The sequence below is a fragment of the Halobacteria archaeon AArc-dxtr1 genome, from assembly GCA_025517425.1.
Taxonomy (GTDB): domain Archaea; phylum Halobacteriota; class Halobacteria; order Halobacteriales; family Natrialbaceae; genus Halostagnicola.
Genome location: JAOPJY010000002.1, coordinates 192,467 through 204,835, shown reverse-complemented (window position 1 = coordinate 204,835; position 12,369 = coordinate 192,467). Strand labels below are relative to the sequence as shown.

General features: G+C 64.0%; 16 protein-coding genes. 3 read left to right on the top strand and 13 right to left on the bottom strand.

The window, feature by feature from the left end; translation table 11 throughout:
- Window positions 1-74 precede the first annotated feature (74 nt).
- Window positions 75-725 (top strand): helix-turn-helix domain-containing protein, encoded by a 651-nt coding sequence (locus tag OB905_10000; protein MCU4926312.1) that lies wholly within the window; start codon window positions 75-77, stop codon window positions 723-725.
- A gap of 48 nt (window positions 726-773) precedes the next feature.
- Complete coding sequence (rdgB, locus tag OB905_09995; protein ID MCU4926311.1) at window positions 774-1,313, top strand: RdgB/HAM1 family non-canonical purine NTP pyrophosphatase; 540 nt, start codon at window positions 774-776, stop codon at window positions 1,311-1,313.
- A gap of 38 nt (window positions 1,314-1,351) precedes the next feature.
- On the opposite strand, the gene OB905_09990 is transcribed toward rdgB, so the two are convergent.
- Together OB905_09990 and OB905_09985 are read right to left on the bottom strand one after the other, a co-directional pair.
- Entirely contained in the window at window positions 1,352-1,837 is a 486-nt protein-coding gene (locus OB905_09990; GenBank protein MCU4926310.1) for a hypothetical protein, read from the bottom strand.
- A complete protein-coding gene (locus OB905_09985; protein ID MCU4926309.1) occupies window positions 1,830-2,036 on the bottom strand; it encodes a hypothetical protein in 207 nt (68 codons plus the stop codon). Before OB905_09985 ends, OB905_09990 begins: the two co-directional genes overlap by 8 nt.
- 192 nt (window positions 2,037-2,228) lie before the next feature.
- Between OB905_09985 and OB905_09980 the strand changes: the two genes are divergently transcribed.
- Window positions 2,229-3,179, top strand: a complete 951-nt coding sequence (locus OB905_09980; protein MCU4926308.1) for a phytoene/squalene synthase family protein — start codon at window positions 2,229-2,231, stop codon at window positions 3,177-3,179.
- 27 nt (window positions 3,180-3,206) lie between these two features.
- On the opposite strand, the gene OB905_09975 is transcribed toward OB905_09980, so the two are convergent.
- From OB905_09975 to OB905_09925, 11 genes are all read right to left on the bottom strand, one after another.
- A complete protein-coding gene (locus OB905_09975; protein ID MCU4926307.1) occupies window positions 3,207-4,100 on the bottom strand; it encodes a carotenoid biosynthesis protein in 894 nt (297 codons plus the stop codon).
- Window positions 4,093-4,977, bottom strand: coding sequence for a prenyltransferase (locus OB905_09970; GenBank protein ID MCU4926306.1), 885 nt, complete (start codon window positions 4,975-4,977; stop codon window positions 4,093-4,095). The genes OB905_09975 and OB905_09970 overlap by 8 nt, the downstream gene beginning before the upstream one ends.
- Entirely contained in the window at window positions 4,974-6,464 is a 1,491-nt protein-coding gene (crtI, locus tag OB905_09965) for a phytoene desaturase family protein (protein ID MCU4926305.1), read from the bottom strand. The genes OB905_09970 and crtI overlap by 4 nt, the downstream gene beginning before the upstream one ends.
- 163 nt (window positions 6,465-6,627) lie before the next feature.
- Entirely contained in the window at window positions 6,628-6,918 is a 291-nt protein-coding gene (locus tag OB905_09960; protein MCU4926304.1) for a translation initiation factor eIF-1A, read from the bottom strand.
- Window positions 6,919-7,006: 88 nt separating this feature from the next.
- The gene (locus OB905_09955; protein ID MCU4926303.1) at window positions 7,007-8,458 is read right to left on the bottom strand and encodes an FAD-dependent oxidoreductase; all 1,452 of its coding nucleotides are present in this window, start codon (window positions 8,456-8,458) and stop codon (window positions 7,007-7,009) included.
- A gap of 152 nt (window positions 8,459-8,610) precedes the next feature.
- Window positions 8,611-9,141, bottom strand: coding sequence for a hypothetical protein (locus OB905_09950; protein ID MCU4926302.1), 531 nt, complete (start codon window positions 9,139-9,141; stop codon window positions 8,611-8,613).
- Between the two features lie 86 nt (window positions 9,142-9,227).
- Window positions 9,228-9,425, bottom strand: a complete 198-nt coding sequence (locus OB905_09945; GenBank protein ID MCU4926301.1) for a hypothetical protein — start codon at window positions 9,423-9,425, stop codon at window positions 9,228-9,230.
- A 107-nt stretch (window positions 9,426-9,532) separates the two neighbouring features.
- A complete protein-coding gene (locus OB905_09940) occupies window positions 9,533-9,943 on the bottom strand; it encodes a hypothetical protein (GenBank protein MCU4926300.1) in 411 nt (136 codons plus the stop codon).
- Window positions 9,940-10,920: a cobalamin biosynthesis protein gene (locus OB905_09935; protein ID MCU4926299.1), complete on the bottom strand. Its 981-nt coding sequence runs from the start codon at window positions 10,918-10,920 to the stop codon at window positions 9,940-9,942. The genes OB905_09940 and OB905_09935 overlap by 4 nt, the downstream gene beginning before the upstream one ends.
- Before the next feature lie 159 nt (window positions 10,921-11,079).
- Window positions 11,080-11,691, bottom strand: coding sequence for a translation initiation factor IF-2 subunit beta (locus OB905_09930; GenBank protein MCU4926298.1), 612 nt, complete (start codon window positions 11,689-11,691; stop codon window positions 11,080-11,082).
- A gap of 74 nt (window positions 11,692-11,765) precedes the next feature.
- Complete coding sequence (locus OB905_09925) at window positions 11,766-12,149, bottom strand: hypothetical protein (protein ID MCU4926297.1); 384 nt, start codon at window positions 12,147-12,149, stop codon at window positions 11,766-11,768.
- Window positions 12,150-12,369 lie beyond the last annotated feature (220 nt).

Here is a 12,369-nt window from a genome sequence, read left to right as displayed (position 1 = left end):
TTCGAACCGACTTTGGGAGTCGATGGTGCGCCACTGGTGAGGCTATTTATGTATCCGATTCGACGGACAGACGCATGAAGACCGTTCGGTTGGCTCTCAGGCATACTGCCGACACGATCCACCCGATGCACCGATTCGTCGCCGAAAACGAGTCGTTTGACTCCTATCGGATGGTCCACGGCAACTTCGTCGGCGACGACCCCTGTGCGTTCGTCTTCCACGTCGTCGGTGACCCAGACGCCTATGAGCGCGCCCTCGAGTCCGTCGGGGATACCAACAGTTACGACATCTCGATCACGAGCGAGCGCTCGTTCACCGTCTACGTTCGAGACGAACCTGACGAGGTCGGCCAGGGACTGCTTTCTGCCTTCTCCCGAGACAGCCTCGTCCCGCTGCCGCCCCTCGAATACCGCTCTGACTGGACGGTTCGCTTCTCGGTCGTCGGTGAGTCGGCAGACATTCGGCGAGCCGTCGACGCCGTTCCGGATGGGATCGAAACGACCGTCGAGCGCGTCGGCGAGTACGGCGCCCGCGAATCCGCCGTGGCGGCCCTCACCGAACGCCAGCACGACGCCGTTCGCCTCGCCTGCGAGCTCGGCTACTACGACGTTCCTCGAACGGCGGGCGTCGACGCCGTCGCCGACCGGCTCGGAGTTGCACCGGCCACCGCTGCAGAACACCTTCGGAAGGCCGAGTCGACCCTTGTCGCCGAACTCGGCCTCTGACGCCGCGACACCGACGGCGATTTACCCTCGCCGACCGCCACCCCGAACATGGCACTCCAGTTCGTCACGGGAAACGAGGGGAAGGTACGGGAGGCCCGCGCATACCTCGAGGCTCCCGTCGAACAGGTCGCGTACGACTACACCGAGATTCAAAGCGATGACCTCGCCGAGGTCGCAGCGGTGGGCGCCCGCGAGGCCCACGCGGAACTCGGCGGAGAGCCGGTTCTCGTCGGCGACACCGGACTGTTCGTCGACGCGCTGGGCGGCTTTCCGGGGCCGTACGCCGCGTACGTCGAGGACACCGTCGGCGTCGAGCGCCTCTGGCGGCTCGTCAGCGAGGAGCGCGATCGGAGCGCTCGCTTTCGGACCGTCCTCGCTTACGCCGACGAAACTGGTGTCGAGACCTTCGAGGGAAGCGTCGAGGGGACGATCGTCGCCCCCCGTGGCGAGGGCGGGTTCGGCTTCGATCCGATCTTCGAACACGAGGGAGCGACGCTGGCGGAGATGAGCACCGACGAGAAAAACGAGATCTCACACCGCGGACAGGCCCTCGAGGCGTTCGCGACGTGGCACGCCGACCAGACCTGAGCCGATCACCGCCACCAGTGGCCGAGAGAACTGCACGGTCACGCTCGCGGGTCTCGATCCGGTCCCGGATACGCGCCGCCTTCGACCGCCTCGTACAGACTCGCCGGATCGAACAGTCTGGCGAAGGCGTCCGGTGGTCGGACGCTGACTGGAACGTGGGACTTCATCGACAACCCGGCGGCTGCAGAGCCGAGTTCGTCGTCGAACGAGAGGACGTGTGCGGCCCCGCTGCGGTAGGCTGACGCCAGCGCGGGGTGGTCCCCGTCGGGGTGGTCGACCGGAACGCGCGCTGCTTCGAGTCGCTCCCGGTGGGCGGCCGCGAGGGAGGGGTCTGCGAGCCCGGCGACGAGGCGTTCAGTTTCGGCGAGCAACGCGTCGCTCGCGACGAGTTCGACCCAGGAGTGTGACCGTATCTGGTCGAGGGCTTCCCGCGCATCGCCGTCGATCAGCAGGTCCGCAGCGAGGACGTCGCAGTCGGCGACGATCCGGGCGGGGTTCGGCCGGTCGACCCCGTTCTCAGGCATCGTCGTCCTCCTGAGGGTCGACCTCGCCCGCATTCATTGTCGTCTCCTGTGAGTCGTCGATGTTCGGCCCAGTCTCCGCGTCGCCACGCTCGGTCGTAGACGACCGCTCGCGTTCGTGTGCGGCTATCACTGCCTCTCGATCGACGTTGTAAGTCGCCCCGCGATCGAAGAGCGATTCCCAGCGTGCCGGTTCGGTCATCGTTGGGAGTTCGACCGCTGAGGGAAAAAACGGTCCGGTCCGATCCCGTCGCCTCGGCCGGTTTTCGAGGCAAGCCCGACTGGTGAGGGCTAGATGTTTTATAGCCTTCTGTCATACTGGTTGTATTGCGACGCTGTCAGGCATCCGGCGAGAGGGCACCAGGAAGACGCGTTCAAGAACGACTATCATAGAATGCAACGGGAACACATCGAAGCCGGAAAGGAGATCCAGAAACGAACCGGGAAGACGTTCTACCTCGCGACGCGGTTTCTCCCCGCTCGCGTGCGCGACGCAACACACGTCCTCTACGCGTTTTTCCGGATCGCAGACGAAGTCGTCGACGACGCAGCAGGGGTTCCCCCTGACGAGCAAGCTGCCAGCTTAGATCAGCTGGAAGCCGAGGCACTCGGCGAGCGCGAGCCAGACGATCCGGTCTTGCGCGCGTTCTGCCAGCTTCGCGAGCGCTACGGTATCGACGATACGGAGGTGGAAGCCTTCTTCGACGCGATGCGGTCTGACATCCACACCGACCGCTACGAGACGTACGCAGATCTCGAGACGTACATGCGCGGGTCTGCCGCAGCGGTCGGAGTCATGATGACTGCGATCATGGAGCCCGACGAGCCGGAGGCGGCGCTCCCACACGCGATCAAACTCGGTGAGGCGTTCCAGATGACCAACTTCCTGCGTGACGTCCGCGAAGATATCACCGAGCGCGATCGGATCTATCTCCCGAGGGAGACGCTTGCCGCTCACGATGTTCACCCAGACAACGTCGAGCGTCTCGAGTTCTCGGAGTCGTTCGGTGCGGCCATGGCCGCGGAGGTAGAGCGAACCGAGAGGCTGTACCGCGAGGGCGTCGCCGGAATCCGCTACCTTCCCGAGGACTGCCAGCTTCCCGTGTTGCTTGCCGCAGTGCTCTACGCCGAACACCATGCCGTTATCCGATCACAGGGGTACGACGTCCTCTCTTCGGCGCCCCAGCTCTCGACGACACGGAAGCTCTGGTGTCTCCTGAAGACCCGACTCTACTGGCACTGGAGTGGCGATCCAGAGGCAGTCTTCCGGCGCGTCTCTGCGGTTCCAACCGTCGAAACCGAGTGGAGCGAACCGGGTCCCGGTGAGGGCGTTCCGACTCGATAGCCACTGTCAATTTTCATCCGATCGCACTCACTGCTCGGCGTCGCCACGGAGTCGACTCGGAAGCACCGTCGCCACCATCTCGAGATCGTACCGGTCGGTCCGAACGAGGCCAACGCAGAACGCACCCGCGACCGCCGCCGCGATCCAGTTTCCATACAGCAGGTTGATCGAGCCCCAGAGTAACACGAAGCTGACGAGATCGTCGAGGACGAAGACGCACTCACGAACGCGGGCCAGCAGCGCCTCGCGGTCGAACGCCAGATCGACGAGGACGACCGCGACAGTTCCTGAGAGGAGCCAGCCGAGGTAGTTCGAGACGGGAACGCCGTAGTAGACGCCCTCCTCGAACGCCCAGAAGCCGACCGCGACGGCAGCGGGGTCGAGCACGAGATCGATCGCGACGACCGCGGCGACCGCAACAGGAAGCCGAATCACGGCGCGATCGGCCCGGTCGCCGAGCAGCAACAGTGTCAGCAGGTAGGCATTGAGCACGAGCGGGATGAAAAACAGTGGCAAAGCCAGCGGGACCTCGCCGAGAAGCATCGGCCCGAGCTGGATGGTGTACTCGAAGGCACCATAGGGCCAGTCCGTTTGGACGCCGATCATCTCGATGGCGTACGTGTACGCCGTCAACACGCCCAGACAGCCAAGCGCCCACCAGCCGATTCGTGGCAGGACGCCGACGACCAGCGGTGAGCGCATCACGAGCGTTCCAAAGAGGATCAACAGCGGATTGTACGCGAGCGGGGCGGGTAACAGTCCCTCGGCGCTCGCGACGAGGGTCACGGCACCGACGAACGGGAAGAGCACCGCGATCGTGAATCGGTTCTCCTCGATCAGGGTTTCGAGCTGGCGCTGGACGGTCGCCCGCCGGCTGTTGTGAGACGCTGCCCCCTTCGCGGGTGTCGATTCGTTATCCATAGAACACCCTCCAGAGACCGCCCAGAGTCAGCGCTGCACCCACTACCGTGTTGATCGCTGGGAACCACCAGTAGGCCCGGTCGACCGCGACGCTCGTCCCGGAGACGACCGCGATCAGTGTGGGGTATGCGAGCATGACAGCGCCGAGGCGGACGTCCAGTACCGCGAACGCGGCGGCTGCCAGCAGCCAGCAGCCCCCACAGTAGACGTACGTCTTCCCCTCTCCCAACACCGTCGCTGTGGTCTGAATGCCGGCGCGGCGATCCGGCTCGATGTCCGGAATCGCGGAGAAGGTGTGCATTCCCATTGCCCAGAGCCAGCCCCCGAGCACCGCGAGCGCCGGCGGCTGTCCGGACGCCACCGCGGCGTAGGCGGCCGCGCCCGGCACGATGTACAGCCCGTTCGACATCGAGTCGAGCAGTGGGGTCGTTTTGAACCGAAGTGGCGGCGCGCTGTATGCTGCCCCCAGAAACAGGAAGACGGCGAGCCAGGGCCACGCGCTCGGGGGCACGATCGGAACCAGCGCCAGTGCCAGGGCCGCACAGAGGCCGACGACGACGGGGACGAATCGCTGCCCCTCGTAGCGTGCCTCTCGCCCCTCTTTCTTCGGGTTCTCGGTATCGATCTCCCGGTCGTAGACGTCATTGACTCCGTACAAAAAGACGTTCGCTGGCAGGAGAAAGTACGCAAAGAGAGCGACGGTTGCGGGTACGAGTAGCTCCGTCGGCGCGTCGGCGGCGTAGGCCACCCCGACCAGTACGGGGCCGGCCAGATAGAGCCAGAATCGGGGCCGCGAGAGCACCAGCAGGTATCGGATTCGGTCCGTCACCGATCCCGGACTGCCAGCACCGTTCGCTCCTGCCGCACGCGCCATCATCGACTGGTTCCAGCGTCTGCGATGACCTTTTCTGCGGTCAGTTCGCCGCTGATCAGACACATCGGAACGCCGATTCCCGGCGTCGTGTACGAGCCGGTGAAGTAGAGCCCGTCGACGGCCTTCGAGCGGTGTGGGGGCCGGAAGATCGCGGTCTGGCGAAGCGTATGGGCCATTCCGAGTGCCGTTCCCTGGAAGCTGTTGTACCGGTCAGCGAAATCCTCGACGCAGAACTGTTCCTCGAAGACGATCCGATCGCGCAGATCGGCGCCGGTGTTCTCGGCAATGTCTGCCAGAATCTGCTCGCGGTACTGCTCGCGGCGTTCGGGCGTATCCTCGAGATCGGGGGCGATCGGGACGAGGACGAACAGCGCGCTGTGCCCCTCGGGAGCGACGTCGTCGTCCGTCTCGGATGGAACGCAGAGGTAGTAGGCGGGCTCGTCCGGCCAGGCGGGCTCGTCGAAGATCTGCTCGAAGTGCTCGTCCCAGTCGGTCGGGAGAACGAGCGTGTGGTGGGCTAGCTCGTCGACGTCGCCCTCGATACCCAGATACAACAAGAACGCGGAGGGTGCGTACGTTCGAGACTCCCAGTAATCGGCGTCGTAGCCGCGCTGCTCGGGCGCGAGCAGATCCTGCTCGGTGTGGGCATAGTCGGCATTGCTCACGACGAGATCGGCCGAGAGCGTTCCCTGCTCGGTTTCGACCAGAAACGCTCCCTCGCGACCTTTGATCCCTGTCACGGGACGGTCGAGTTCGTACTCGACGCCGAGCTCTCGGCCCACCTCGGCGATCCCGTCGACGACGCCGCCGATCCCGTCTTCGGGGTACCAGACGCCGAGGTTGAAGTCGACGTGACTCATCAGGTTGTACAGCGCCGGCGTGTTCCGCGGTGATCCACCCAGGAAGACCAGCGTATACTGCATGATCTGCTGGAGCTTCGGGTGCTCGAAGTAGTTCTCGACGTGGCCCTGCATCGAGCCCAGTAACGAGAGCCCTCGGGCCTGTCTTGCAACGTCCAGATCGAGGAAGTCCCGCAGTCGCGATCGATCCGTGTAGACGAAGTGTTCCATTCCGACTTCGTAGTTCTCCTTCGACTTTTCGAGGTAGCGATCGAGTTCTTCGCCGGCGCCGTCCTCGTAGGACTCGAAGACCGCTTTCGTCCGCTCTCTGTCCGGCGTCACGTCGACCTGATCGCCGTCTTTGAAGAAGATCCGGTAGTGGGGGTCGAGGTGAGTCAGCTCGTAGTAGTCCGTCGGCGAGCGATCGAAGTGACCGAAAAACCGCTCGAAGACGTCGGGCATCAGGTACCACGACGGCCCCATGTCGAATCGAAAGCCCGACTCCTCGAGTACCGACGCTCGGCCCCCGAGCTGTTCGTTCTTTTCGACGACCGTCACCTCAGCACCTGCGTCGGCGAGAAAGCAGGCCGTAGAGAGGCCACCAAATCCGCCACCTACGACGACGACCGACGTCCCGCCCAGCGATTTCATTACTACGTGCTAGTTTCGGATGGGTGATAAACACCACGGGTGATCCGTCCCAGATCGTCGTCTCACGCCACGTTCCTCTCTCGCTCGGCGACGACACTCTCGTCTAGTGGCGAGACACGTCGCTACCGACTGGTCCGAGAATAAAATGCTGTTAGATGCGCGCTCAGACGGTGTCGAGGTGGCCTTCGCGTCGCAGCTGATCTGCGTCCTGGCCGGTGTAACGCCACTCGATCGTGGCCTTCTCGTCCTGCCAGTCCCAGGGTTCGGCGACGACGATGTCGTCTTGCTCGATCCAGGTGCGATACTTCATGCGGCCGGGAATGCGGCCGAGTCGCTCCTCACCGTCCTCGCAGCGAAGCCGGACGTGGTTGCCACCGAGGTGTTCGGTGACGATCGCAAACAGCTCGTCGTTGTTGGGCATCCGGAGGTTCCGTCGCCCCGTGTCTTCAGTCACATACGTATTACATCCGGCAGACGGTTAACCATTTTCATCCCGCATCCTGGGTGTTACCCGAGCAACTCGGGAGGAACTCCGGTGTCGCTCAGTCGTCCGCGCCGGTGCTCGCCGCCGCACCGTCGGCCGACTCCGCGGGCTGCTCTGTGCCCGCGGTGGTCGCTGGTTCGTCGGCACTCTCGGCGTCGGGAGCATCGGCGTCCTCGACGCGCGGGAAGTGATCGATCGTCTCGGCACGGAACGCCTCCTCGTCGAACTCATACTCGCCGTCTAAGAACTCGACGACCTGCTGGGCGTCGACCATCGCGTTTTTCAGACAGGTCGAGGCGCCCGGCGACGGCGTGATGTTGAAGATGATGTCCTCGCCGGTGATCTTCGCCTCGCCCATGTCCAGGGACTTCTGGCTGGTGTCGACGATCTGCGGTCGAACGCCGCCGTACCCCTTCGCACGAGAGATATCGGACAGTTCGGCGCTCGGGACGACCTTCTGGACGTGAGGGAGGAACGCTCGCGGGCCAGCGCCAGGGAGGTCGTAGACGAGGTTCCGGAGGACGTACGGCAGCAGGATGCGATCTGCCAAGATGTTCCCGTAGCTCAGGAAGGAAGCGAGGTTGAGTCCGAACACGTCGAAGAAGTCCCCGACGGTCGAGATCCGGCCGCGCTCTAACGTTGGAACCAGCTTCGCCGTCGGTCCGAATCGGGTGACGCTGTCGTCGTGAACGTCGGCGTCGCCGTGGACCGCGGCGAAGGGCAACTTCTTCATCTGGAGGGTGTAGACCTTCCCGTTGAGGAAGTCCTCTGCGAGGAAGAAACTCCCCGCGACCGGGAGCAACACCTTGTCCTGGCCGTAGCCCAGCTCCTTCGCGATCTGGAGGCTGTGCGAGCCGGCCGCGACGACGGCGACCTCGCAGTCGTACGGGCCGTCGGGCGTCGTGACGGTGTAGCCGCTGTGGGTCTCCGTGATGTCCTCGACGGCCGTCCCCGTGTAGATGTCGACGGTCGCCTCTTCGCGGGCCTGCTCGACGAAGGAGGCGGCGGTCTCGCCGTAGTCGACGACGTAGCCGTCGGGCGTCTGGAGCGCTCGCAGCTCGGTCCCTGGCTCGCGTCCCTCGACGACCTTCGGTTCGAGCGCTTCGATCTCCTCGCGGTCGATCACGCTGAGTTTCGGGAAGAGGTCGCCAAAGCCCTCTTCGTGGTAGCGTTCCTCGAGTTCGGCGACCTCCTCGTCGCCGACGCCAAGCACCATCTTACTGCGCTTTGCGTGCATCTCCCGATCTGCGTCGTGGTTCTCGAGGTAGCCTGCGAGCAACTCTGCGCCCTCTTTTACCTCCTCGGCCTTCTCGAGCGTATAGTTCGTCTCGATATCCCCGAAGTGAAGTGTCTGTGAGTTGTTAGTGTGGTGGGAGTTGATCGCCGCGATCTCGTCTTCCTTTTCGAACAGCGCCACGCGCTCGATATCGGTGAATTTCGACACCGTATAGAGCAGCGACGCCCCACTGATTCCACCGCCGACGATGATGAGGTCATATTCTCCTGACATGATGATGCCTGCTCGATGAGCCGAATACCGCTCCTACTACCGTCGACTGACTCGTCGTACTAATGCGCTGCTATTTTACTCGGGTCGGCGTTGTGAGAGGACAAACGGTCACTAATTTCGAGAATATGTTGTGGGGTGTGATACCCATTCACTCACAGCACTCGATCGCTGTCGGGATTCTCGAGTTCCCAGAGCACCTCCGGAAGGAACGCCTCGAGGTTGTCGATTACGCGCCGTTCGCTGACGTTCAGTCCGTCACAGTGGTCGTGTGCAGAGTCCCGGATATCGACGTGTAACTCGCCGTCTTCCAGTCGGACTGCGAGCGGAAAGACCGAACACCGTGCTGGTTTCCAGTCCTCTTCTAGGTGCAGCGAGCAGAGTCCGTCCGATCGCAAGAACGCGCAGGCATTCCCGTCCTCGGCGACGTGCTCGTCGCGGTCCTTTGGCTCTCGGGTCACGAACTTCTCGCCGCGAAAGTCCGTCGTCGTCTTGGCCAGGTTCGCTCGCTCGGCGAGCTCCAGGAGATCGCGATCGTAGAGCAACACGCCGTGGTGACAACACCAGGTACACTCCTCGACACACTCGAAGGTGAGGTCGGGATCGAACTCGACGACGACCTCGCGGCCAGGATAGACCTCTGCCCGGCGGGGGCCGTCGTCGTCTGTCGTCGCGTCGGCACTCACAGACCGTACGTCGGGGGCCCGCGCGGAAGTGCCTTTCCGTGTGGCTTATCGCGCTCCAGTTTCCCCGTCGCGTCTGTGTCTCGCAGTTACCCCTCGACGACGAGATACGTTCGCGCCCCGCGGTGCTCAAGCGAGACGCGGTCGGTACCGACGTTCGTCCGAACGAATTCTTGGACGTCGGTGGCGTCGAGTTCGGTGACGTCGATACGACGGCGCTGGTCGCCGGGTTTCTCGGGCGTTGCCGTTCCGTCGACACGGTCGTCGTCGATACAGTCTACGATCATCATACCAACTCGTTCGACTGACGATACGTCAATGCGATCCGTGCGGAGTGAAAGTGAAAGTACGAGACTGCGGTGCGATCGCGGGTACTCTCGTGTTGGACGCTCTGTTACTGTGGCTCGTCGAGCCAGCCGACGCTGACTGTGTGTGACTTCTCTCCAGTGTCGATCGTCACCGTCTCACGAAGGGAGTCGCGAGCCTGCGACCGCCAGTTGTCAATTGGGCCGTCCTCATCCTCTCCGTCGCTTCCGACGTCGGGAGGCCGGCTCTCGAAGTCGGGATACGCTGTACGTGTTCGCTTAGGGAGGAACGAACGCGGGGGTACATGGATTGCACCCGTCAGCTCACGGTCGTCCTCGCGATAGACGTGGAGTCGGGCCCGCATCCGTCCATGGAACGGGGGTGTCACTCGGAGCACTGCCGTGCCGGGATTCTCCCGGTTGTAGACGGCCGCGTCCAGGACGTCTTCGACTGCAATGGCCAGCGAGCGGATCACGGTCGGATCGTCCCCATCGGTCATCGGTTACTCACCCCCACCAGCGACCACTCGAATGCCGCTGAACGAACCTCAACGGCCAGTAACACCGGCTCTGGTGGGCCCACAACGAGCGCTCCCGCCATCGCGAGAACGGTCGCGACGACAACCCCGACGGCTGCTGCAAGCCCAAGCAGCGCCACTCCCTGCTGACCGTGCTCGGCTGACGGCTCCGTCGTATTCGCATTCGAGGCGTCCGTTTCGGCCCCACTTGCTTCGACACGGACGCTCAGTGTAGCAGCGAGCGTGGCTGCCGGCCACCCGATGGGACTCGCCGACGCTCGTCGGTCTCTGCTGGCACGTCGAATCGCGGCCGGATCGCCCGCCGCAACGGCAATGCAGACCGCCCCAATTCGGTCGGTAATCCACGTGATCGACGTCGCAATCGGCCCGCTCGCTGATGGCGTCCGGTCGTCGGCGTCTCCCGACCGATCGAGCACCAGCACACACTGCACCCACGCCGCCACTGCCGTGGCCGCTGTCACCGATGCGGGGGCGAGCAGTGAAAACGGGAGTAGCGTCGCCAGGAAACCGGTCGAGAGCCCGTCGGCACCGTCTTCGAGGGCTGCCATGCGACGCTGTGGCAGTGCGGTCGTCACGCTCCCGCTGGTGGTCTCATCCGGCTGTTCGTCGCTCTCGTTCAGTCCGTGATCGACCGCCGCAAGCGTGGCGCTGGTTCCCTCGAGGAGCGCCCGGAGATCGATCGTGAGAAAGAGGACGACGGCGGCGACGACGCTTGCGGCGATCGCAGACTGTTGTTCACTCAGCGCGACGGCTCCGCCTGCCAGGATCGCGACGAGAACGGAGCCGACGAGAACGGTACCGAGTCCGCGTCGCTCTCCCGTTTCCGGGGCGATGCGGTCGACGAGTTGGCCGAGTGGGGCAACTGTGTCACGTGGGTTGCCAACCAGTAGATCCAGGCTAAACGCGAGTGCGAGGATGGCGAGCGTCGTCACCGCCACGACCGACCCCCCGGTAGCGGATGTAGCGTCACCCGCCGATGTGCGATACCGGAGAGCCGGTTCGCACCACGTTCGAGTCGAGTCGTAGACACAGTTGCCATCTTCGGGAGCACGTGCCGCCGCACCGCGATCGGGCTGAACGCCCGCTCTTGAGGCCGATCAGGCGAGTCGCGAGAACGCGAGGTTGCCCGAGATGTTCTTGATGTAGATCTCGACGACGTCGCCTTCGTCCGCACCGGGGACGAAGATCGTGTACTCTCCTTTCTCGGCGACTCCGTCGCCCTTGCGGCCGGTGCCGGTGATCTCGACGGTGTAGGTCTTCCCTTCTTCGACGGCCTCGCGCTGCTGTTGTTGTTGCTGGCTCGCCGAGCGTTTCGTCACTGGACGGAACGCCCCGCAGGCGTCACACCGGAGCATCGGCGTGCGGTCCTCGCGGACGAGGCGAGTGTCGGGCAGTCCACACTCCGTACAGAGGACGTACTCGTCGAGGTAGGCGTCGACGGCCGCGTCGAAATCCTGCTGGGAGAATGTTCCGTTATACCGGGCTCGCCCCTCCTCTAGCTTGCCGCTGGTGCCCAGCTCGCGCTGGATAAATCGGTGAAGGTGTTCGTCCTCTCGAGAGAGGACGTCGGCGATCTCTCCGAGGTTCGTAAATCGGGTGAAAGCCCCGTCTTTCTGGGGCTGGGCGTCGGGTATCTGCAGGCGATCCTCGTCGCCCCCGATGTCGGGGACGTTCTCCATCGCGCGGTCGAGACTCGCGTCGTAATCCATGGTCGAACGAAGACGGCCGCGACGTAAATCCGTTCTGCTATTCCGGTTCCGCACCCGAAACCTCCGCCGCCCGGCTACAGCGCGTTCGTATCGCGTTCGTCTGATGGCGGCTGGCGCTGGTCGTCGAGTGCCTCGAGATCTCGTTCGGCATTCGCCTCGTTTCGGTCCCCTGCGTCGCCGGTCACCTCGCCGTAGACGGCCTCGCGAACCGCCGTGGCCGACTCGTACTCCTCGCCAGCGAGCCTGTCGAACACTGAACCCAGTGATTCCGTCTCGTTGGGTAACGCTATCGGATCGTCGCCGTACTCCGCTGCAATCTCCTCGCTCGTCACCGGGTACTCGAGGTCGTCGAACGAGCGCTCGGCGTCGGTGAGAATCGACTCGGTCGTCTCCGCCCGTTCGCCCTTCCGGTCACCGATGCGATCCTGCGCGCGGTCGCGATTCGGGTCTTCGACCATGCGTAGCGCTATCGCGGAGGAACGGAAAAGCGGCCGGCCGGCGACTGCCCGGTCGTCCCCGCCGTGCTACTCGGGTGGGATTCCGGGATCCATTCTCGCTTAGCCTTCGATTTCGAACCCTCTCGCCCGCGTCTTGCCTCGGACGAAGACGCTACCCCTGACGCCCGATACCGTTTGCCTGCCCCCGCGGTGGACACCACCATTCGAAACCACCGACGTT